Here is a 20211-nt window from a genome sequence, read left to right on the forward strand (position 1 = left end):
CGGGGTATCGTCCCGATTACGGGCGCACCTACCCCGCGGCGGTAATGAACTCTTTGCGCTTCAGCCACAGATTCGACAGCGCAAACAGCATCAGCATCTGTGCGGTGTTCTTCGCCAAACCGCGATAGCGCACCTGACGTAGCCAAACTGGCGCTTGATCACCCGAAACGGGTGTTCCACCTTTGCACGCAGGCTGGCTTTTGTGTGCTCCCAGCGCTTGGCCAACTTCAGTTCGCGCTTGTTCTTAATCTGCTTCAGCTTCGAGGGCTTCTCCGCGATCAGGTAGCGCAGTTTGCGCTTGCGCTTCATCTCCTCGCGTTTCTCAAGCCCGGTGTAGCCGCTGTCCGCGCACAGCGTGTCCTCCTTGCCGTGCAGCAGCTTGTGCGCTTGTGTGATATCGGCCACGTTGGCCGCCGTGCACTCCACGTGGTGCACCAGCCCGGAGTCATCGTCCACCCCGATGTGCGCCTTCATCCCGAAGTAGTACTGGTTGCCCTTCTTGGTTTGGTGCATCTCCGGATCGCGCTCGCCATCCTTGTTCTTGGTCGAGCTGGGCGCAGCGATGATCGTGGCGTCCACGATCGTCCCGCCGCGCAAGCTCTGCCCCTTGCGCGACAGGTGCGCGTTGACCCGATTGAACAGCTTGCGCGCCAAATCGTGCTGCTCCAACAGATGGCGGAAGTTGAGAATCGTCGTCTCGTCCGGCACCTCATCCAGCCCGCCGATCTTGGCGAAACGGCGCATCGACACCGTGTCGTACAGCGCTTCTTCCGCCGATGGATCGCTCAGTGCATACCACTGCTGCAAAAAGTGGATGCGCAGCATGGTCTCCAGCCGATACGGCTGTCGCCCCGGCTGCCCCGACTTCGGGTAGTGCGGCTCGATCAGCGCCAGCAGGTCCTTCCACGGCACGACCTGGTCCATCTCGGCCAAGAACACCTCACGCCGCGTCCGCTTGCGCTTGCCGTTGTACTCCGCGTCGCCGAAGGTCAGCTGCATCGAAATCGTCTACTCGGGTCGTTGATCGATTGTGGCAGATCACGATGGATTGTTCAGAGTTTCCTTAGGCGTCGCAGAAAGTTCGGTGCACGCAATCCAGCAAGGGCAGCGCGCTGCGCATCACGACCCATCGTCGGCCCGGCGCTGAAGAGCGCCGTTCCGGGCCGGTTGAGGTTTGGCGCGGCCAGGCATTTCGTCATTGTCGTTGCAATGAGCGACGCAGCAAGGCCATCGATGCGAGTACCGGTGCTGGCGTGCGTGCCGTTTGCTGCGACGTCCTGTCGCTGCGTGCGCTACAAAACGTCTGCGGCCTCGCGTATGGGTATTCGGGGTGCGCAGTTTGCGCGTCGCTGCAGTGGCTGGCCTTGGCATGCTGCAAGTTGCCAAGCGCGACGGCTGATCAATGTCCACCGCGCATTGCAGCCCTGCGCGGCGCTTGAGCAAGCGCAATCTTCCGCCGGCTCCGCTGCGCACTCCTGGTAATCGTCAGTCCTCGACCGGTGGATGCTCGCGCAACCAAGCGCTGCGTTCGGCCGGGCTCATCTTCTGCCAGCGTTGCTGCAGTTCGTTGCGCTGTTGCGGGTTGAGCGTGCGCATGCGGTCGAACAAGGCCTTGGCCTCGCGGCGTTGCTCCGGACTCATGTTGCGGAAGCGGTCCATGCCGGCCTTGGCCTGCTTGCGCTGCTCGGGCGTCATGTCCAGCCAGCGGCGCGCGTGCCGGTACATCCTGGGGCGTTCTTCGGGCACGTCGTTCCAGCGCTCGCGCAGCGCATCGATCATGACCTGGCGCTGCTGCTTGGTCAGTTGGTCCCACTCGGGCATGGGCGTCTCGTCGCGCGGGCCCTGGCCGCGTGGGCCAGGCGCGTCCATGGGCGGACCCGGGGGCGGAGGTCCGGGCGGGCCGTCCTGAGCCAGCGTGGAGGCGCATGGCCCGGCGCACAGCAACAGGGTCAACAGCAGGCGGGTGGTGTGGGTCATCGTGCTTATTCCATGGCCAGGGCGGTGTCGGAGCCGAGCCAGACATACAGGTCCGGGTTCTGGGCCAGCAGGTCGTCTGTCTCGGTGGTGGCGCTGGTACTGGCAACCGGCGAGGTCGGCGCGGCGCCAGATGAGTCGCTTTGGCTCGGATGCAGCTGCAGGCCGATGCCGATCGCCAGCAAGCCCGAGCATGCGGTGGCCAGCAACCAGTAGCCACGTCGGCTGCGCGTGGGTGCCGAGGCGCGGCGGGCCTGGCGCAGGCGTGCCAGTGTCTGCGGCGGCAGGCTGGTCAGCGCGGTGGCATGCAGCTGGCGCAGCTGCGCATCCAGCCGGGCGGTGTCGTGGGAGTGGTTCACAGGAAATCCTCGAACTGTTTTTGCAACGCGTCGCGCGCGCGCGACAGGTGGGTTTTGACCGAGCCTTCGGAGCAGCCCATCGCCTTGGCGGTGGTGGCCACGTCCAGGTCTTCGAGCACGCGCAGGGTGAAGGCTTCGCGCTGGCGCGCCGGCAACGTGCGCAATGCATCGACCAGCCGTTGGTAGGCCTGTTGATGCTGCTGTTCGTCGACCGGCCCGGTACCGGGGTCGGCCCAGTCGATCGGGCCTTCGTCGTCGGCGCGCTCGGTCGGTGCCCAAAACTTCAGGCGAAAGCTGCGTCGCCGCTGCAGGTCGATGATGCGGCTGCGCAGGATGCTCCAGAACAGCGGCGTCCATTCGTCGGCCGGCCGTTCGCGGTAGCCCAGCAGCTTCACCATGGCGTCCTGCACGGCGTCCAGCGCATCTTCGCGGTGCCGCAAGCCGGCCTCGGCAAAACGGAAGGCACGCGGCCCGATGCCGGCCAGAAAGGCATCCAGCGACACCGGCGCGGTGGCGGTCGATGCGGTTGTAGCTTGCGGATCGAAAGGAGTTCCCACCAGCACAGCGTAGCTTCCGCGGAGACGATACGACGTCAACGAACGAGCGCGGATTCGGTTGACAGGCGCCCGCACGGACGTGGCGTGGGTACGATCGGCGGGCCGCACCGGTCAGTGGAGCCAGCGACGATGAGCGACGGATTCGTAGCGTTGTACATCTTCATGCTGGCGGCCATCGCCGGCCACGTGATCATCTCGCCGGTGCCGGTGATGCGGCATACGCCACTGATGTCCGGCCCAACTTCGTCCACGGCATCGTGCTGACCGGGGCGATGATGGTGCTGGGGCATGCCGACACCACGGTGGAAAAGCGCTGGGATGTGTCGCAGTGGCGCTAGGTGCGGGAAACGCGGCGGGGCTAGGTGGTCACCGAGCGAATGTTGTAGACGTTCAAGTCCAGCAAGACGCCGCCTGGCAGGGATAAGTCACGAACGTCTGCACTGCCGAGCAAGCCCCACGGTGGGCTTGCCAGGCGGAACGCATGGCAAGTGTCTCCGTGACGGTTGCCGGGGCTGGAGTGGCCGCCGTATGGGCGCATGCGCCCAGAGCAAGAGTGGCGAGCAAGGCTTAGAGGGTGCGCGCGATCCTGAAGCGTCCGTTGTGCGCTGGCGTGGCGGCGACGCTAGTGGCCTCGGACATTGAGGTCAATCGTCAGGATTGCGTTGCGTTCCATCGCCGACCCGCTCGACAGCGTTTGGCCGGCGCCTCCACCAGTGCCGATCCCTCCCTCAACAGCCGGCCTGCGCTCGTCGCGATGCGCAATTTGGTACAGATGGCCAAGCCCAGTCGTTCCACTGACACGCCAACGGTCCGGCAATCGGCTAGGGGCCCTGTCATCGTGCCGACTCAGCGCGCCGTCCACCACGCCAGCACCAGCGCGGTGGCGTAGCACAGCAGGTCGAAGCCGTTGTTGGCCAGTTGCAGCAAGGTCCAGGCCAGGCCGGCGCCCATCTTCTGTGCCGAGGTCCACGGGTCCAGGCCGAGCGGTCCGCCCAGTTGGGCCGAGGCGATGCCCCAGTTGGCGCCCGCGATGATCAGCGCCGTCGCCACCAGGGCCACGCCGATGCGCAGGCGGCCTGCAGGCAGCGTGCCCAGGCGCAACATCCAGACGATCTCCAGCGCGGCGACCACGGCCATCCAGCCGGCCTGGTTGCCCAGGGCCAGGGCGATGAGCAACCAGGCGATGAGGGCGGTGACGCATCCCAGCAACAGGAGCGGGGGCCAGAGCCAGTGGGCCGTTCTGGCGGACGCGGTGGTGGGCGGCATTGGAGCTCCTGACAGTGCGCACATGATAGAGCGCGCGCCGGCCTTTGCGACGCACACCACACCACGACGGTGCGGCTGATGGAATGCAGCGTCGTTCCCGGCTGGCGCGGTGGCCGGCGGCGGTGGCGTCGCGGTCGGCTAGAATGGCCGACTTGCGCGCGACCTGCGCGGCCCCATATCCAGCCCATGTATTCCCGTAGCAGCGAACCCGTCCAGTTCGAACGCGATTGCGATGCCGTCATGGTGCCGCAGGGCGATTCGGTGACCCTGCCCGCCGGCAGTTACGGCTATATCACCCAGGCGCTGGGTGGCAGCTATACCGTCTTCGTCGAAGGCAATCTGTTCCGCATTGCCGGCAAGGATGGCGATGCGATCGGCAAGGAGGCCCCGCCGGGGCTGGAATTGCCCGCCAATGCCAGCGACGAAGAGGTGGAAGCGCTGGTGTGGCAGCAGCTGCGCACCTGTTTCGACCCGGAGATTCCATTCAATATCGTCGATCTGGGCCTGGTCTACGAAGCGGTGGTCAGCCATCGCGAGGAAGACGATCAGCGCCGGGTCGACGTCAAGATGACCTTGACCGCGCCCGGTTGCGGGATGGGCGAAATCCTGGTCGACGATGTGCGCAGCAAGGTCGAAATGATCCCGACCATCGCCGAGGCCGACGTCGAGCTGGTGTTCGACCCGCCGTGGGGCCGGCATATGATGTCCGAAGCGGCCCGTCTCGAGACCGGCATGCTCTGATCGTCACGCGCCATGTCCACGATGTGGCGCTGCGTCCTTTCGCCCGCCATACAGGAATCTCCCGGTGTCCGTGTCCTTCGCTTCCACCCGTTCTCCGTCGCCGCGCAGCGCCGACGAACTGTCCGTGATCCTGGCCGCACCCGGCTTCGGGCTGCATTTCACCGACCACATGGTCGCCATCTCCTGGAACAACGAGCAGGGCTGGCACGACGCGCAAGTGCGCGCGTACGGCCCGCTGCAGCTGGATCCGGCAGCGTCGGTGCTGCATTACGGCCAGGAGATCTTCGAAGGCATCAAGGCCTACCGGCACGCCGACGGTTCGATCTGGACCTTTCGTCCGCAAGCCAACGGCGAGCGCCTGCAGCGGTCGGCGCGCCGTCTGGCGCTGCCGGAATTGCCGGTGGACCTGTTCGTCGAATCGCTGCGCCAGCTGGTGGCCGTGGATAGCGGTTGGGTGCCGTCGGCGCCGGAGACCAGCCTGTATTTCCGCCCGTTCATGATTGCCGATGAGGCCTTCCTGGGCGTGCGTGCGGCGCACAAGGCCTCCTATTACGTGATCGCCAGCCCGGCCGGCCCGTATTTCGCCAAGGGCGTGGCGCCGGTGTCGATCTGGTTGTCCACCGAATACGCACGTGCGGCCAAGGGCGGCACCGGCGCGGCCAAGTGTGGCGGCAACTACGCCGCGTCGTTGTTGCCGCAGCAGAAGGCCTATGCCCAGGGCTGCTCGCAGGTGTTGTTCCTAGACCCGGTGGAAGGCAAGTACATCGAAGAACTCGGCGGCATGAACGTGTTCCTGGTCTACAAGGACGGCACGTTGGTGACCCCAGAACTGTCCGGCAGCATCCTGGAAGGCATCACCCGCGACAGCATCCTGCAACTGGCCCGCAACCGTGGCATGCAGGTGATCGAGCGCAAGGTCGCGATCGACGAGTGGAAGCAGGGCGTGGCGTCGGGCGAGATCACCGAGGTGTTCGCCTGCGGTACCGCGGCGGTGGTGACCCCCATCGGCGAGCTGAAGGGCGAGGGGTTCGCGGTGGGCGATCTGTCCGCGCCCGCGGGCGAGGTGACCATGTCGCTGCGCCAGGAACTGACCGATATCCAGTACGGCCGCGTGCCGGACCGCCACGGTTGGTTGGTGCGTTTGTCGTAAGCAGACATAGTTCGTCAAACAACGGCCTCCGTGTGTCAGCACGGGGGCTTTTTTGTTTGCGCAACAGCAAAAAGACCATTTTTCGACCGTGAACCGGTCGAATTCAGCATGAGTCGTATGTGATTCAAATCGCACAATGACATTTTAATTTCGAAAATTACCAACTCCGTATTGTCCAGTTCGGTTTCTTTGGGATAGGTTCGCTGAACGGATCGATAACATGGGCGGTCCGGGGCACTGGGCCAGTCGCCATCGCGACGGTTTCGGAACTACCGCTTCGGCGGTTCTCTTGACTGGAAGGGAATTCGATGTCTAATGCGTCGTTTCGTCCGCGCCACCGAGCGCTCTGCATCCTGGGTGCTTCGGCACTGACCTCGCTGCTGCTGGCAACGCCGGCGTTCGCCGGCGATGTCTACCTGGGTGGCCTGGCCACCGCGCAGACCCACCAGAAGTTCATCGTGACCTACAAGGACGGCAGTAGCGCCCTGAGCAGCCCCAGTGTGTTGACGACCTCGTTGCGCACCGCTGCACGTGCGTTGCCGGCCAAGGCCGGCAAGCCGTTGGGCCTGAACAGCGTGCGTCGCCTGGCAGTGGGACCGGAGCTGGTTCAGGCCGACCGCGCGCTGGATCGCGCCGAAGCCGAAACCCTGATGCGCCAGCTGGCTGCCGACCCCAACGTGCAAAGCGTGGAAGTGGACCAGATGCTGTACCCCACGCTGACCCCCAACGACAGCCGCCTGTCCGAGCAGTGGGCCTTCGGCACCACCAACGCCGGGCTCAACATCCGCCCGGCCTGGGACAAATCCACCGGTGCCAACGTCGTGGTTGCGGTGATCGACACCGGCATCGTCAGCCATCCCGACCTCGACGCCAACATCCTGCCCGGCTACGACTTCATCAGCGATGCCACCGCCGCGCGCGACGGCAACGGGCGCGACAACAATCCTGCCGACGAAGGCGACTGGAACTCCACCAGTGGGTGCACCACGTCCAATTCCAGCTGGCACGGGACCCATGTCGCCGGCACGGTGGCGGCGGTGACCAACAACACCACCGGCGTGGCCGGCACCGCGTTCAATGCCAAGGTGGTGCCGGTCCGCGTGCTCGGCCGTTGCGGTGGTTCGCTGTCGGACATTGCCGATGCCATCATCTGGGCTTCCGGTGGCACCGTGAGCGGTGTGCCGGCCAATCCCAACGCCGCCGAAGTCATCAACATGTCGCTGGGCGGCGGTGGCACCTGTTCGTCCACGATGCAGAGCGCAATCAACGGCGCAGTCTCGCGCGGTACCACGGTGGTCGTGGCGGCCGGCAACAGTGCCGCCAACGTGTCCGGTTCGTTGCCGGCCAACTGCGCCAATGTGATCGCGGTGGCGGCCACGACCTCGGCCGGTGCCAAGGCCAGCTATTCCAACTACGGCAGCGGGATCGACGTTTCCGCGCCAGGGTCGGGCATCTTGTCCACGCTCAACAGCGGTACCACCACGCCGGGCAACGCCAGCTACGCTTCGTACAACGGCACCTCGATGGCGGCGCCGCACGTGGCCGGCGTTGTGGCCCTGGTGCAATCGGTGGCGCCCACCACGTTAACGCCTGCCGCAGTGGAAACGCTGCTGAAGAACACCGCCCGCGCCTTGCCGGGAGCCTGTTCGGGCGGTTGCGGTGCGGGCATCGTCGATGCCGATGCGGCAGTAACGGCGGCCATCGCCGGCAGCAGTGGCGGTGGTGGTGGTGGCGGAACCGGCAACACCTTGACCAACGGCACGCCGGTGACCGGCCTGGGCGCAGCCACCGGCGCGGAGTTGAACTACACCATTACGGTGCCGGCCGGCAGCGGCACGCTGACGGTGGCCACCAGCGGCGGCAGCGGCGATGCAGACCTGTACGTGCGGGCCGGTAGCGCGCCCACCGACACCGTCTATGCCTGCCGTCCGTATCTCGATGGCAACGCCGAAACCTGCAGCATCACCTCGCCGTCGGGGACTTATTACGTGCGGATCAAGGCGTACAGCACGTTCTCCGGCGTGACCCTGACCGCCAGCTACTGACACGCTGGACCGCTGCACGCGTTCCCTGGCATGGCCGCCAGGGAACGCGCTTCTTGACTTCACCCCATCTGCGATACCTCGCCCAGGTCTGCCGTTTCGGCAGGCGCAGGCGACGTGTTGCCGCTTGGCCGGAATGGACACCGGTCAGTCGCTCCGACGGGCCTGGCGCCCGTGCAGTTTCCGGCTCCGAACCGCAGCGTGCGGCAACGGGCCGGCCCTCCCGCCGCAGCTGCGGCACCTCTCCAATAAGGAACGATCGATGTCCAATGTGTCGCAACGTCGTGCGCCCACGCGCGCGCTGGTAGTCCTGGGTGTTTCTGCGCTGACCTCGCTGCTGGCCGTGCCGGCGTTCGCCGGTCAGGTCAATCTGTCCGGGTTGGATTCGCAGCCCACCCTGGACCGCTTCATCGTCAAATACAAAGACGGTTCCAGTGCGGCGGTCAGCCCGACCTCGATGCGCGCATCGCTCAATTCCGTGGCCGGTGCAATGCCGGCACGCGCCGGCCGTGCGCTGGGCCTGAACCACGTGCGCCGCACGGCGTTGGGTTCGGAAGTGCTCAAGACCGACCGTGGCCTGGACCGCGCCGACGCCGAAACCCTGATGCGCCGCATCGCCGCCGACCCCAGCGTGGACTACGTGGAAGTCGACCAGATCATGTACCCGGTGCTGACCCCCAACGACACGCGCCTGTCCGAACAGTGGGGCTTCGGCACCTCTTCCTCCAGCATCAACGTGCGCCCGGCCTGGGACACCGCCACCGGTACCGGCGTGGTGGTGGCCGTGATCGACACCGGCATCACCAGTCATCCGGATCTCAACGCCAACGTGCTGCCGGGCTACGACTTCATCAGCGATGCCACGCGTGCACGCGACAACAACGGGCGCGACAGCAACCCGGCCGACCAGGGCGACTGGACCACGGCCAACCAGTGCTTCTCCGGTTCGCCGGCCGCCAATTCCAGCTGGCACGGCACCCACGTCGCCGGCACCATCGCGGCGGTCACCAACAACAGCACCGGCGTGGCCGGCACCGCATTCAACGCCCGCATCGTGCCGATCCGTGCGTTGGGTGCCTGCGGCGGCGCCACCTCCGACATCGTCGATGCGATCGTGTGGGCCTCGGGCGGCACCGTGTCCGGCGTGCCGGCCAATGCCAACCCGGCCGAAGTGATCAATATGTCGCTGGGCGGCAGTGGCAGCTGCTCGAGCAGTTACCAGAACGCGATCAACAGCGCGGTGTCGCGCGGCACCACCGTGGTGGTGGCGGCCGGCAACAGCAATGCCAACGTGGCCAACTTCACTCCGGCCAGCTGCGCCAACGTGATTTCGGTGGCATCGATCACTTCGACCGGCGCGCGTTCGAGCTTCTCCAACTATGGCACCGGCATCGATATCTCCGCGCCGGGTTCGGCGATCCTGTCGACCTTGAACAGCGGCACCACCACGCCGGGTTCGGCCAGCTACGCCAGCTACAACGGCACCTCGATGGCGGCCCCGCACGTGGCCGGCGTGGTGGCGCTGGTGCAGTCGGTCGCCAGCCGTCCGCTGACCCCTGCGGCGGTAGAAACGCTGCTGAAGAACACCGCACGTCCGCTGCCGGGCGCCTGCTCGGGCGGCTGCGGCGCGGGCATCGTCAACGCGGCCGGCGCGGTCAGCCAGACCCCGTAAACCTGCGCCGACGACGACCGCGCTGCCGGCGCGATGCCGGCAATGCGTCGGGTCTTCTCCGACACCCGTGTCGGTGGTTTGGAAACCTGCACTGCCCCGCTCTGAGCGGGGCAGTGTGCGTTTGGGAAGCGGCAATTGCCGCACCGCCGGCCAGGGCCGCCAGCGCTGGCTGAATGAAGCGCGTGCCAGCGTGGCACGGCCGCTTCAGCGCGCCCGGTCGCACGCCGATAGCCAGCCCACGTGAGGCATGCAACCTCTGCATGCACGCGCATCGGGCACGGCGCAACGCAGTGGCGTCAGCGCGTTGCCAACCGGGTTGCAAGATCCTTGGGGAGGGATGAGGTCATGCCGTATCACTCAGTGGGCGCACTGCGCCGCGTTGCATTCGTCTGTGCGTTGTCATGCACGTTTCATGCCGCCGCTGGCGAGGTCAGTCTGCAAGGGCTGAATTCCAGCAGCACCCATCAGCGCTTCATCGTCAGCTACAAGAACAGCGTCGGTAGCAGCCGGGCGACCGGGTTGTCTGCGCCATGGGCTGAGATCGCGCGTGCCGCGCCGTAGGCGCGCGGGAAAGCGCTGGGCCTGTCGGCCACGCGCCGGCTCAGTGGCGGGCCGATGTTGCTGGTGGCTGACCGCAAGCTGGACCGCGTGGATTCGGAAAGCCTGATGCGGCGCCTGGCCGCCGACCCGGCGGTCAAACGCGTGGAAGTGGACACCCTGATGCGGCCATTGCTGGTTCCCAACGACCCGGGCGTGCCGCAGCAGTGGGCGATGGGCGCGACCGCCGCCAGCCTCAATATCCGTCCGGCCTGGGACCGTTCCACCGGCAAGGGCATCGTGGTGGCGGTGATCGACACCGGCATCACCAATCATCCGGACCTGGCAGCCAACGTGCTGCCCGGCTACGACTTCATCGTTGATCCGGCCACGGCGCGCGATGGCACTGCGCGCGATGCGAACGCCGCCGACCAAGGCGACTGGGCCGCGGCCAACGAATGCGGGCCTGGTGCGTCGGCGTCCAATTCCAGCTGGCATGGCACGCACGTGGCCGGCATCGTGGCGGCGGTGGGCAACAACGCGGTGGGCGTGGTCGGTACCGCGTTCAACGCCAAGATCCTGCCGTTGCGGGTGCTGGGCCGCTGCGGCGGCTACATGTCCGATATCGCCGATGCGATCGTGTGGGCGTCCGGCGGCAAGGTCAGCGGCGTGCCGACCAACCCGAATCCGGCCACGGTGATCAATCTGTCGTTGGGTGGCGCGGGCACCTGTTCGGCGACGTTGAACAACGCCATCGCCGCAGCCGTCACGCGCGGCAGCGCGGTGGTCGTGGCCGCCGGCAACAGCAATCTGGACGTCTCCACCAGCGTGCCGGCCAATTGCGCCAACGTCATCGCCGTGGCGGCCACCACCTCGGCCGGCGCCAAGGCCAGCTTCTCCAACTTCGGCAAGGGCGTGGATATCGCCGCGCCCGGGCAATCGATCGTGTCCACGCTCAATACCGGAACCACGGCACCGGGCAATGCGGCCTATGCGGTGTATAGCGGCACCTCGATGGCGGCGCCGCACGTGGCTGGCGTGGTGGCGCTGATGCAGTCGGTTGCCCTGAACCCGCTGACGCCGGCAACGGTGAAGGCCCTGCTGAAAGCCAGCGCGCGGCCCATGCCGGTGGCCTGCACACAGGGGTGCGGGGCCGGGCTGGTGAATGCCGATGGCGCGGTGGCGGCGGTGATCGAATCGACCACCTTGGCCAGGAATGTGGCACGCACCGGGCTGAGCGCAGCGCTTTCCGATTCGCTGTATTACCAGGTCAACGTGCCGGCCGGCACACGTTCGCTCAAGGTCACGCTCGCCGGTGGCAGCGGCAATGCCGACCTGTCGGTACGGGCCGGCGCGTTGCCGACCGACGCCGCATACAGCTGCCGCAGCGTGTTGCCGGGCAATGGCGACAGCTGCACGCTGGCCGCGCCGGCCGCGGGTGTCTATTACGTGCGCTTGAAGGCAACGCTGGGCTTTTCCGGCGTCAGTGTCACCGCAGCGTATTGAGTGGTTCCGGCGTGGCGTTGCCGTGCCGGACACGCGGCATGGTGCTCTGGTGCGGCAATGGTGCATGCAGTGCGGAAGACATCGGTGGAAGATCGACCTCACGCAGGCGATCTGTCAGAGCCATCGCGTGCGTCGCGTCCCAAACGCGTAACGCGCATGCCAACCGGCCTGCGCGCATCGCGTCTACGCGTTCACTCGCAGAGCGCGCAGGCGCGTGCGGCGATTGCTTGCATCAGCTGGTTGCCGGGCAATTCCAGCAGCAGCCCGCGTTGGCCGGCGTTGATCCACAGCGCCGGTGCATCCAACGCGGTGATTTCGACCAGCACCGGCGCCTGTCGTTGCTGGCCGAGCGGGCTGATGCCGCCGACCTTGTAGCCGGTGCGCCGTTCGGCATCGGCCACCTCCATCATGCGTGCCGACTTGCCGCCGCAAGCGCTGGCCAGTTTCTTCAATGACACCCGGCGATCGCATGGAATCACCACGCACACCGGCGTGTCGTCGACCCATGCCATCAGCGTCTTCAACACGGTATGCGGCTGCAGGCCCAACGCATGTGCGGCCTGCAATCCCTTCGCATCGGCATCGGCCTGGTAGTCGTAAGGATGCAGGACATAACCCACGCCGGCCGCGTCCAGTGCCTTGGTGGCGCGGGTGGCCTTGCTCATGCACTCAGACCGATTCGAAGCGGTTGGCGGCCACGTTCTTGCGCACCTTTTGCGGATTCCAGATGCGGCCGTTCATGGCGATATACACGCCTGCCGGTAGCGATTGCACTGCACCGACGGCGCAACCGATATTGAATTCGGCATCCGAGCCGCGAAAACGCGCCGGATTCAACGCGCCGGTCATCACGATGGTCTTGTCGGCGATCGTCTGCAGCACCTTGCCGGTTTCCACCATCGAATCGGTGCCGTGGGTGATCAACACGTGGCGGGTGGGCTGGGCGGCGATGGTGGCGCGGATCAGTTCGCGGTCGGCATCGGTGATGTGCAGCGAATCCTTGCGGATGATCGGAATCACCGAAAAACGAAACGTCACGCCCAGTTCTTTCAGAATCTGTCCGATCTGCGGGTCGCCGATCTGGTAGTCCGATTTGTCGTCGAAGTAGATCTTGTCGATCGTGCCACCGGTGGTGACGATCAGGAGGTCTTCCATTGCTGCGGATCCTGTAGGGCTAACGCGGGCAGGCCGCGCGCGGGCCGCCATGATACCGCCCGGCCAGGGGGCTGGCAGTACGGCAGCCATCGGAATAAACAGCGGGGTCGAGACGTGCGCCTGGTAGCCGAATGCGTGGCGGCGCTGCGTCCGATCGAAATGGCGTGGCACAGGCGCACGCCGACGCGCCCAAGGGTGACTGCCTGTTCCACGTGCAGCGCGTGTTGTGCAGGCCGGGCGGGGCCCTGGCCATGTCGTGCTTGCGTCGCGTCAGCGCGCAGCTGACTCTTAGACTGAACGCGTTCCTCAGCGGTGCCTGTGCCCAGCTTCCACATGCCGCAGCGCAAAACGCAGTGTGATCGGCGCACCCCTGCGCTGCGCTGGGCGCGTGTGCTACGTCACGGACTCAACAAAGGGGCATGACGGAAATTGACTTGACATGTATGCGGTCGATAGTCGGCGAGCCGTCGGTACGCATGCCCTCGGCATTCCCCTTCCCGGAGAGCCTCATGAACAAGTCCTTGTCGATGTTGCGCGCGCTCACCTGCGTGATGGCCGTGCTGCTGGCGGGCCACGCCGCCGCGCAGACGGTGACGATCACGCCTACGCAGACCTACCAGACGGTGCGCGGGTTCGGCGGTATGAATGGCGCCGGCTGGATCAACGACCTGACACCCGCGCAGGTGGATCTGGCTTACGGCAGCGGCACCGGGCAGATCGGGTTGTCGATCCTGCGCATGCGCATCGACCCCTCCAGCTCAGGCTGGGCGACCCAGGTGCCGACGGCAACGCGCGTGCATGCGCTGGGCGGGCTGGTGTTCGCAACCCCCTGGACCCCGCCGGCCTACATGAAGTCCAACAACAGCCTGACCAATGGCGGCAAGCTGCTGACCAATTACTACGGCGCCTATACCCAGCACCTGCTGGATTTCGCCAATTACATGTCGGGCAAGGGCGCGCCGCTGTATGCGATTTCCCTGCAGAACGAGCCGGATTGGCACCCGGATTACGAATCGGCCGATTGGAGCGGCAGCGACTTCGTCAACTACCTCGTGAGCCAAGGCAGCAGGTTCGGCAGCCTGAAGGTCATCGTCAGCGAGTCGGTGGGGTTCAACTTTTCCATCACCGACCCGGTCCTCAACAACGCCACGGCCAATCAGGCCACCTCCATCGTGGCCGGCCATCTGTATGGCGCAAAGCCGCGCGACTATGCCTTGGCGCGCAGCAAGGGCAAGCAGGTGTGGATGACCGAGCATTACACCGACAACACCGATGGCAACGCATGGCCGTCGGCATTGGGAGTGGCCAGCGAACTGCACGCCAGCATGGCGGCCAATTTCAATGCCTACATCAGGTGGTACATCCGGCGCAGCTACGGGTTGATCAGCGAAAACGGCGCGGTGAGCAAGCGCGGCTATGCGATGTCGCAGTTCGCACGCTTCGTGCGGCCAGGGTCGGTGCGCATCGGCGCCACCGAACACCCGTATAGCGATGTCTCGGTGACCGCCTACCGCACCCCGGACAACAAGCTGGTGGTGGTAGCGGTCAACACCAGCACCGGCCACCAGCGGCTGGACCTGACGCTACCGTCCGGCACTGCCACGCAGTTCGCCAAATACAGCACCTCGAGCACGCTCAATGTCGGGTTCGGCGGTAACTTCAGCGTGGTCAACGGCAAGACCTCGCTGTATGTCGACCCGCAGAGCGTGGCCACGCTGGTCGGAAACTGACAGCGGCCCCCGAAACGCCGCACGTCTTCGTCAGGTGGCGCGGACCGCGCGCAGGGACCGGGGTGGAGGCGTGTGCACGCCGCCCTGATCGCCGGCCGCGTCCGCCTGACGATGATTGCAGTTGGTTGAATGGCTGCGTTGGGGTGGTCGCGGCTGACCACCTCGACCGGACGCATGCCCAGCCGCATCGCGCAGCTGCGCACGCGGTTTGTTCGACTCGCCGATCAGCGTGGCGGGCGTTTCCTGCCAAAGCGCGCCGCCATGCCGGGGCCGCCGACCAAGCCCACCACCGCCAGGGCGAGCAGCAGTTCCAGCCATGCCATTACACGTGCCTGCGGCTGGCTCCAGGCGGCCATGACGCCATGGCTGAACCAGCCCAGCGCGAACACGCCGGCCCAGAAGCGTGCACGCGCGCTGCGTACGGCCAGCACCCCGGTCAGCGCGGCCGGCAGCACGAACACGATGAGCGCGGCCAGTGGGCGCGGGTCGTCGTGAAACCACACCGCAAACAACGCTGCCAGCGCCAGCAGCGCGGCGCTCAGCAACCAATGCGTGGCGCGCACGCTCACGGAGTTGCCAGCCGCCGCGCGACATCGGCCACCCGGCGGCCCAGCGCACGCGCCAGCAGCGCTTCGTCCTCGCTCGGTTGCGGGTCGCCGCCAGCGCCAGAGACATGGCTGGCACCATAGGGCGTGCCGCCACTGGTGGTGTGGCTGAGCGCAGCTTCCGTAAACGGAATCCCCACGATCAGGCAACCGTGATGCAGCAGCGGCAAGTGCATCGACAGCAAGGTGGATTCCTGGCCGCCATGCATCGACGCGGTAGAGGTAAACACGCCCGCCGGTTTGCCGGCCAGGGTGCCACTGGCCCATTCGGCGCCCAGGCTGTCGAGGAAATGCTTCATCGGTGCGGCCATGTTGCCGAAGCGGGTGGGGCTGCCCAGCAGCAGGCCGCTGCACTCGGCCAGATCGGCACGGTCTACATAGGGCGCGCCTTCGTCCGGGACCGGCGGGGCGCTGGTCTGGGTGACCGCAGCCACCGGTGGGACGGTGCGCAGCCGCGCGCTCATGCCGGGCACTTCGCCGATGCCGCGTGCGATCTGCCGCGCCAGCCGCGCCACCGAACCGCCCCGGCTGTAATACAGCACCAGAATCTCCGCCATCGTGTCGTTGCCGCCTGTGTGAGTTGCCGCAGTATCGGCCAAGCCAGCCTGTTGCTGCACGCCGCAGCTGCGGCAAGGCCGCGATGACGGCGCATCGGGTACCCTTGCGCGATGTCGCGTGTGAACAAACTCCACCAATGGAAAGAACGTCTGCGCGACCGCGCGCGGACGGTGAGTTTCGGGCGCTTTCTGTGGCGCCGCTTCCTGGACGACCGGCTGTTCCAGGCCGCCGCCTCGCTTGCGTACACCACCGTGTTCGCGCTGGTGCCGTTGGCGATCGTGGTGTTCGGGGTGCTGTCGGCGTTTCCGGCCTTCAACGAATGGAAGGACGCGCTGACCGACTTCATCTTCAACAATTTCGTGCCTGGCGCAGCGCGTTCGGTGCAGAACTATCTCAATCGCTCGCTGGAAGACCTGGGCAAGTTCACCGTGGCCGGCATGGTCGCGCTGGTGGCCTCGCTGCTGATCACCCTGCACAGCATCGAACAAACCTTCAACAGCATCTGGCGGGTCGCCGCCGCGCGCCCCAAGGTGACGCGCTTCCTGATCTATTGGACGGTGCTGACGCTGGGCACCATGCTGGCCGCCGCCGCCATGGCGATGGCGGCCTACGTGTTCGCACTGCCGCTGTTCCGCACCACCGAAGGCCAGTGGCTGGCCGAATTCGCCTGGCGGCTGGCGCCGATGGCGGTGGAGTTCGTCTGCATCGTGCTGATCTACCGCGTGGTGCCGCAGCACGTGGTGCGGCTGCGGCATGCGCTGCCGGGCGCGCTGCTGGCGGTGATCCTGATGGAAGTCGTCAAATGGGGGTTCGGCTTTTACCTGGGTAATTTCCAGACCTACCAACGCATCTACGGCGCGCTGTCGGCACTGCCGATCCTGCTGTTGTGGATCTACCTGAGCTGGGTGTCGGTGCTGCTGGGCGCCTCGCTGGCCTCGTCGATGTCCGCCTTCCGCTACCAGCCCGAGGCCATGCGGCTGCCCCCGGGCTTCGAGATCTATGGCCTGCTGCGTCTGCTCGGTCGGTTCCGCCAGGCGCGCATCCACGGCGATGGCCTGGACGAAGACCGCATCCTGGCGCTGGAGCCGATGCTCACCGACACGCTGATGCAGGAACTGCTGTGCGAGCTCAAGCGCATCCGCCTGCTGCGTCGCGACGAGCGCGGGCAGTGGCTGCTGGCGCGCGATCTGGATGTGGTGCCGCTGGCCGAACTCTACGAACACTGCCAGCTGCGCGTGCCGATCGAAGACCGCCCGTTGCCGTGCCGCGACGATGCCTACGGCCAGGCCGCCGCCGCCGCGCTGGAACAGCTGCGCCAACCCTTGCGCAGCGTGCTGGCGCAGCCGGTCGGCGACCTCTACACCCACCTTCCCGGAGATCCTGCATGACCGTGCGTCTTGTCCGCAGCGCCTGCGCGCTGCTATTGCCACTGCTGTTGCTGACCGCCTGCAAGCCGGCCAGCGAGGCCACTCCCGCTGCCGGCAACGGCGCTGCGCCTGCCGCCACGCCCCAGGCGCCGACCACGCCAGCCACGCCGGCCGACCCGGCTGCACCGCCCAACAGCTCGGTGGTGCAGCAGACCGCCCAGATGCCCAAGCTCTCGCTGCCGACCGTGACCGGCGAGACCTACGACCTGGCCGCGCACCGCGGCAAATGGGTGGTGGTGAATTTCTGGGCCACCTGGTGCGCGCCGTGCCTGAAGGAAATGCCCGAACTGTCGGCGCTGCACACCATGCGCGACACCGTCGAGGTGGTGGGTCTGGCCTACGAAGACATCACCAGCGCCGACATGCAGGCGTTCTTGAAGGACCACCCGGTGTCGTACCCCATCGCGATCCTCGACCCGTACCAGCCACCACAGGACTTCGCTACCCCGCGCGGCCTGCCGATGACCTACCTGATCGGCCCGGACGGCAAGGTGGCCAAGCAATTCCTTGGCCCGGTGACCGCACGCGATATCGAAGCGGCCGTCGGCATCACCGGCAAGGCGGGTTGATGCAGGCGGCGCGTTTTGTGGTGAGCGGCGTGGTGCAGGGCGTGTGGTACCGCGCGTCCACCCGTCAACGTGCAGTCGCACTCGGCCTGATCGGGCATGCCCGCAATCAGGCCGACGGCAGCGTGGAGGTAGTCGCCGCCGGTAGCGCGGCGGCGCTGGACGCCTTGGAAGCCTGGCTATGGCAGGGCCCGCCGGCTGCCACGGTCGCGGCGGTCACGCGCACGGCCTGCCCGGTTCCGCCGACTGAAGACTTTGTAACTGGGTGAGCGCGCGCCACTGAAGCAGGGCAACAGAGTTGGGTTGCCTCGCCGATAACCCTGTCAACGCGATCAGGCGTGCACGGGGAATGTAATGGCCGCTCCATCTCAAGACCGCAACGACGGGCACGACCTGCCCGCGCATCGCCGCAACCGCCAGATGGCGCAGCTGGCGCCGTGGCTGTATCTCGGTGGCCTGCTGGGCAGCGGCTGGTTGCTGTTTCTGCACCCGCAAACCCGTGTGCTACCCACCGGACAGGCGGCAACCAGCTGGCTGCTGGCCTGGATCTTTACCGGCATCGTGATCGGCGCGGTGGTGTGGAGCCTGCGTCTGGCACGCCAGGGGCTGGCTCAGCCTGCGGCAAGCTATCCGCTGTCGGCGCGCTTGCCCGATTCGTGGGCCGATGCCTACGCTGCACTCCTGCGCCCGGCCACTGCAGCTCCGGTGGCCGCGGCCAGGCCGGACCCGGCCGGCGCCCAGCGTGGTGCAGCCTGGCATCGCTTCGGCGGCGGCATGCTCAGCGCGGAAACCTTCGACCCCAACGACGCCACCCGCGCGCCTTGGGACGGGCTGGATGCGCAGTCCTGCATCGTGCGCCTGGACGATGTGCGTCAGGCCTGGCACAACGCCGCCGCCAACCGCACCCTGCAGCAGGAGCGCCGCTACTGGCTGGATGTGGTGCTGTCGCTGCTCGACCACGGCGTGATGCGCCCACTGCAGGACGGCTACCTGCCCGACACCGCCGCGCTGCGCACCGAACGCTTCCTGTTGGGCGCCGATGCCGGCCCGATCGTGCTGTCCGAGGTGCCGGCATTGTTTGCGCGGCGTCTGGCGCTAGCCATCGAAGCCATGCCGACCGCCCAGCGCGAAGCCGCTGGCGTGCAATGGCGTCTGCTGCAGCAATTGCATGCATTGGTCGCCGAAGGACGCATGTTGGACGAGCGTTCGCAGGTGATCCAGGTGCTGGCATGGAACCCGGATGTGGACCTGGACCAGGTCGAAGTGGCCTACATCCTGGCCGCCGAATACCGCGAAGGCATGCGCGACTGGCTGCGCCGCGCCGCGTTGGTGCGCCTGCCCGATAGCGCGTTGCGCCTGGACGAAGTGCTGCTGTCGTCCTGCAGCCCGCTCGGTGCGCAGGCCGACGATGTGGACTACATGGAAGCGATGCGTCCGCTGCATCGCGGCTTCATGCAATTGTTCAGTCAGCGCCTGAGCCAGCTGGTGCTGCAGGCCGAGCAGGCCGAACGTCAGGCCGGCCTGCACCCGCTATCGCGTGCCACCGCGGCCAGCGACGAAATCTCTCAGGACTGGGCGGCGTAATCGTCGATCGGTTCCAGCACGCCATAGCGTTCCTTGTGCAGCTTGCCGGGCAACGGCGGCAGCTGCACCCCCGCATCGGGCACCGCGGTGTCCGGTAGCCGGTCCAGCAGATCGCGGATCAGGCTCAGGCGGCCACGTTTCTGGTCGTTGAAATCCACCAGCGTCCACGGTGCGTCGGGCGTATGCGTGGCCTCCAGCATGCGTTCGCGTGCGGCGGTGTAGTCGTCGTATTTGGTGCGCGACTGCAGGTCCACCGGCGAGAGCTTCCAGCCCTTGAGCGGGTCTTCGCGGCGTTCGGCAAAGCGCTTTTCCTGCTCGGCCTGGTCCACGCACAGCCAGTACTTGAACAGCAGGATGCCGTCGTCGACCAGCATCTGTTCGAAGCGTGGCGCCTGCTCCAGGAACAGGTCGTACTGCGCGTCGGTGCAATAGCCCATCACCTTCTCGACGCCGGCGCGGTTGTACCAGCTGCGGTCCATCAGCACCAATTCGCCGCCCGCCGGCAGGTGCGTCACATAGCGCTGGAAATACCACTGCGTGCTTTCGCGGTCGTTGGGTTTGGGCAGCGCCACCACCCGACACTGGCGCGGGTTGAGGTGGCTGGCGATGGCCTGGATCACGCCGCCCTTGCCGGCGGTGTCGCGGCCTTCCACCAGCACCAGGGCGCGCTGGTTGGTGTGGCGCAGCCAGCGCGCCATGTCCACCAGCTCCAACTGCATTGGCGCCAGCAACTTTTTGTAAGCCTTGCGTTTCAGGTGCGACATGCGCGTTCCAACACCAGT

The 20211-nt window shown here is 66.5% G+C and carries 19 protein-coding genes and 2 pseudogenes; 11 read left to right on the forward strand and 10 right to left on the reverse strand.

All coding sequences use genetic code 11. From position 1 onward, the window contains the following. Positions 1-28: 28 nt before the first annotated feature. The 4 genes from ACCQ03_RS04945 to ACCQ03_RS04960 form a co-directional block, all read right to left on the reverse strand. Positions 29-999, reverse strand: a protein-coding gene (locus ACCQ03_RS04945) for an IS5 family transposase (RefSeq protein WP_412566710.1) whose coding sequence is annotated in 2 segments (ribosomal slippage) — positions 29-138 and positions 138-999 — 972 coding nt in all. Because the reading frame shifts where the segments join, the coding sequence is not laid out codon by codon here. 486 nt (positions 1000-1485) lie between these two features. Then, complete coding sequence (locus tag ACCQ03_RS04950; protein ID WP_017156962.1) at positions 1486-1977, reverse strand: DUF3106 domain-containing protein; 492 nt, start codon at positions 1975-1977, stop codon at positions 1486-1488. Positions 1978-1982: 5 nt separating this feature from the next. After that, on the reverse strand, positions 1983-2333 hold the full coding sequence (locus tag ACCQ03_RS04955; protein ID WP_209227846.1) for a hypothetical protein: 351 nt from the start codon (positions 2331-2333) through the stop codon (positions 1983-1985). Continuing rightward, complete coding sequence (locus ACCQ03_RS04960) at positions 2330-2896, reverse strand: RNA polymerase sigma factor (RefSeq protein WP_057680013.1); 567 nt, start codon at positions 2894-2896, stop codon at positions 2330-2332. Before ACCQ03_RS04960 ends, ACCQ03_RS04955 begins: the two co-directional genes overlap by 4 nt. A gap of 123 nt (positions 2897-3019) precedes the next feature. Between ACCQ03_RS04960 and ACCQ03_RS04965 the strand changes: the two are divergent. Then, positions 3020-3276, forward strand: a pseudogene (locus ACCQ03_RS04965) (proton-translocating transhydrogenase family protein). Between the two features lie 460 nt (positions 3277-3736). Here ACCQ03_RS04965 and ACCQ03_RS04970 read toward each other — a convergent pair. Then, positions 3737-4156: a hypothetical protein gene (locus ACCQ03_RS04970; protein WP_057680012.1), complete on the reverse strand. Its 420-nt coding sequence runs from the start codon at positions 4154-4156 to the stop codon at positions 3737-3739. A gap of 186 nt (positions 4157-4342) precedes the next feature. Between ACCQ03_RS04970 and sufT the strand changes: the two genes are divergently transcribed. The 5 genes and pseudogenes from sufT (at position 4343) to ACCQ03_RS04995 (ending at position 11804) form a co-directional block, all read left to right on the forward strand. Then, complete coding sequence (gene sufT, locus ACCQ03_RS04975; protein WP_017156958.1) at positions 4343-4897, forward strand: putative Fe-S cluster assembly protein SufT; 555 nt, start codon at positions 4343-4345, stop codon at positions 4895-4897. A gap of 64 nt (positions 4898-4961) precedes the next feature. Next, positions 4962-6047: a branched-chain amino acid aminotransferase gene (locus tag ACCQ03_RS04980; protein WP_057680011.1), complete on the forward strand. Its 1086-nt coding sequence runs from the start codon at positions 4962-4964 to the stop codon at positions 6045-6047. A gap of 308 nt (positions 6048-6355) precedes the next feature. Further along, entirely contained in the window at positions 6356-8092 is a 1737-nt protein-coding gene (locus ACCQ03_RS04985) for a S8 family peptidase (RefSeq protein WP_057680010.1), read from the forward strand. A 259-nt stretch (positions 8093-8351) separates the two neighbouring features. Next, the gene (locus ACCQ03_RS04990; RefSeq protein ID WP_209227848.1) at positions 8352-9761 is read left to right on the forward strand and encodes a S8 family peptidase; all 1410 of its coding nucleotides are present in this window, start codon (positions 8352-8354) and stop codon (positions 9759-9761) included. Positions 9762-10106: 345 nt separating this feature from the next. Then, positions 10107-11804, forward strand: a pseudogene (locus ACCQ03_RS04995) (S8 family peptidase). A gap of 191 nt (positions 11805-11995) precedes the next feature. On the opposite strand, the gene ybaK reads toward ACCQ03_RS04995, so the two are convergent. Next, the gene (gene ybaK / locus ACCQ03_RS05000; RefSeq protein ID WP_057687011.1) at positions 11996-12469 is read right to left on the reverse strand and encodes a Cys-tRNA(Pro) deacylase; all 474 of its coding nucleotides are present in this window, start codon (positions 12467-12469) and stop codon (positions 11996-11998) included. A 4-nt stretch (positions 12470-12473) separates the two neighbouring features. Next, entirely contained in the window at positions 12474-12959 is a 486-nt protein-coding gene (locus ACCQ03_RS05005; protein WP_003488754.1) for an asparaginase domain-containing protein, read from the reverse strand. A gap of 509 nt (positions 12960-13468) precedes the next feature. Here ACCQ03_RS05005 and ACCQ03_RS05010 point away from each other — a divergent pair. Then, positions 13469-14689, forward strand: a complete 1221-nt coding sequence (locus tag ACCQ03_RS05010) for a glycoside hydrolase family 30 beta sandwich domain-containing protein (RefSeq protein WP_209227852.1) — start codon at positions 13469-13471, stop codon at positions 14687-14689. A 224-nt stretch (positions 14690-14913) separates the two neighbouring features. Here ACCQ03_RS05010 and ACCQ03_RS05015 read toward each other — a convergent pair whose 3' ends face one another. Both ACCQ03_RS05015 and wrbA read right to left on the reverse strand, forming a co-directional pair. Next, on the reverse strand, positions 14914-15258 hold the full coding sequence (locus ACCQ03_RS05015) for a DUF2069 domain-containing protein (RefSeq protein WP_057678914.1): 345 nt from the start codon (positions 15256-15258) through the stop codon (positions 14914-14916). Next, positions 15255-15851: an NAD(P)H:quinone oxidoreductase gene (gene wrbA / locus ACCQ03_RS05020; protein ID WP_017160451.1), complete on the reverse strand. Its 597-nt coding sequence runs from the start codon at positions 15849-15851 to the stop codon at positions 15255-15257. The genes ACCQ03_RS05015 and wrbA overlap by 4 nt, the downstream gene beginning before the upstream one ends. Positions 15852-15962: 111 nt before the next feature. Here wrbA and ACCQ03_RS05025 point away from each other — a divergent pair, with 111 nt between their 5' ends. The 4 genes from ACCQ03_RS05025 (at position 15963) to ACCQ03_RS05040 (ending at position 19429) form a co-directional block, all read left to right on the forward strand. After that, positions 15963-17240 carry a YihY family inner membrane protein gene (locus tag ACCQ03_RS05025; protein WP_150145588.1) on the forward strand — a complete coding sequence of 426 codons (1278 nt, stop codon included), beginning with the start codon at positions 15963-15965 and terminating at the stop codon, positions 17238-17240. Next, positions 17237-17848 (forward strand): TlpA family protein disulfide reductase, encoded by a 612-nt coding sequence (locus ACCQ03_RS05030; protein WP_003486785.1) that lies wholly within the window; start codon positions 17237-17239, stop codon positions 17846-17848. The genes ACCQ03_RS05025 and ACCQ03_RS05030 overlap by 4 nt, the downstream gene beginning before the upstream one ends. Further along, the gene (locus ACCQ03_RS05035; RefSeq protein ID WP_057678916.1) at positions 17848-18114 is read left to right on the forward strand and encodes an acylphosphatase; all 267 of its coding nucleotides are present in this window, start codon (positions 17848-17850) and stop codon (positions 18112-18114) included. Before ACCQ03_RS05030 ends, ACCQ03_RS05035 begins: the two co-directional genes overlap by 1 nt. 85 nt (positions 18115-18199) lie before the next feature. After that, a complete protein-coding gene (locus tag ACCQ03_RS05040) occupies positions 18200-19429 on the forward strand; it encodes a hypothetical protein (protein ID WP_017156946.1) in 1230 nt (409 codons plus the stop codon). Here the strand turns inward: ACCQ03_RS05040 and ppk2 are convergent. Continuing rightward, complete coding sequence (ppk2, locus tag ACCQ03_RS05045; RefSeq protein WP_057678918.1) at positions 19411-20193, reverse strand: polyphosphate kinase 2; 783 nt, start codon at positions 20191-20193, stop codon at positions 19411-19413. The two genes, ACCQ03_RS05040 and ppk2, sit on opposite strands and share 19 nt — an antisense overlap. Positions 20194-20211 lie beyond the last annotated feature (18 nt).

Origin of the sequence: Xanthomonas sp. NCPPB 3569 (assembly GCF_041475645.2) — a bacterium.
In the GTDB taxonomy this organism is placed as follows: Bacteria; Pseudomonadota; Gammaproteobacteria; order Xanthomonadales; family Xanthomonadaceae; genus Xanthomonas; species Xanthomonas phaseoli.

Coding starts and splice junctions, on each gene's coding strand:
- ACCQ03_RS04990 (WP_209227848.1), top strand. CDS start 8,352: ATGTCCAATGTGTCGCAACGTCGTGCGCCCACGCGCGCGCTGGTAGTC.
- ACCQ03_RS05035 (WP_057678916.1), top strand. CDS start 17,848: ATGCAGGCGGCGCGTTTTGTGGTGAGCGGCGTGGTGCAGGGCGTGTGG.
- ACCQ03_RS05005 (WP_003488754.1), bottom strand. CDS start 12,959: ATGGAAGACCTCCTGATCGTCACCACCGGTGGCACGATCGACAAGATC.
- ACCQ03_RS05030 (WP_003486785.1), top strand. CDS start 17,237: ATGACCGTGCGTCTTGTCCGCAGCGCCTGCGCGCTGCTATTGCCACTG.
- ACCQ03_RS04950 (WP_017156962.1), bottom strand. CDS start 1,977: ATGACCCACACCACCCGCCTGCTGTTGACCCTGTTGCTGTGCGCCGGG.
- ACCQ03_RS05010 (WP_209227852.1), top strand. CDS start 13,469: ATGAACAAGTCCTTGTCGATGTTGCGCGCGCTCACCTGCGTGATGGCC.
- wrbA (WP_017160451.1), bottom strand. CDS start 15,851: ATGGCGGAGATTCTGGTGCTGTATTACAGCCGGGGCGGTTCGGTGGCG.
- ybaK (WP_057687011.1), bottom strand. CDS start 12,469: ATGAGCAAGGCCACCCGCGCCACCAAGGCACTGGACGCGGCCGGCGTG.
- ppk2 (WP_057678918.1), bottom strand. CDS start 20,193: ATGTCGCACCTGAAACGCAAGGCTTACAAAAAGTTGCTGGCGCCAATG.
- ACCQ03_RS05025 (WP_150145588.1), top strand. CDS start 15,963: ATGTCGCGTGTGAACAAACTCCACCAATGGAAAGAACGTCTGCGCGAC.
- ACCQ03_RS04970 (WP_057680012.1), bottom strand. CDS start 4,156: ATGCCGCCCACCACCGCGTCCGCCAGAACGGCCCACTGGCTCTGGCCC.
- sufT (WP_017156958.1), top strand. CDS start 4,343: ATGTATTCCCGTAGCAGCGAACCCGTCCAGTTCGAACGCGATTGCGAT.
- ACCQ03_RS05040 (WP_017156946.1), top strand. CDS start 18,200: ATGGCCGCTCCATCTCAAGACCGCAACGACGGGCACGACCTGCCCGCG.
- ACCQ03_RS04985 (WP_057680010.1), top strand. CDS start 6,356: ATGTCTAATGCGTCGTTTCGTCCGCGCCACCGAGCGCTCTGCATCCTG.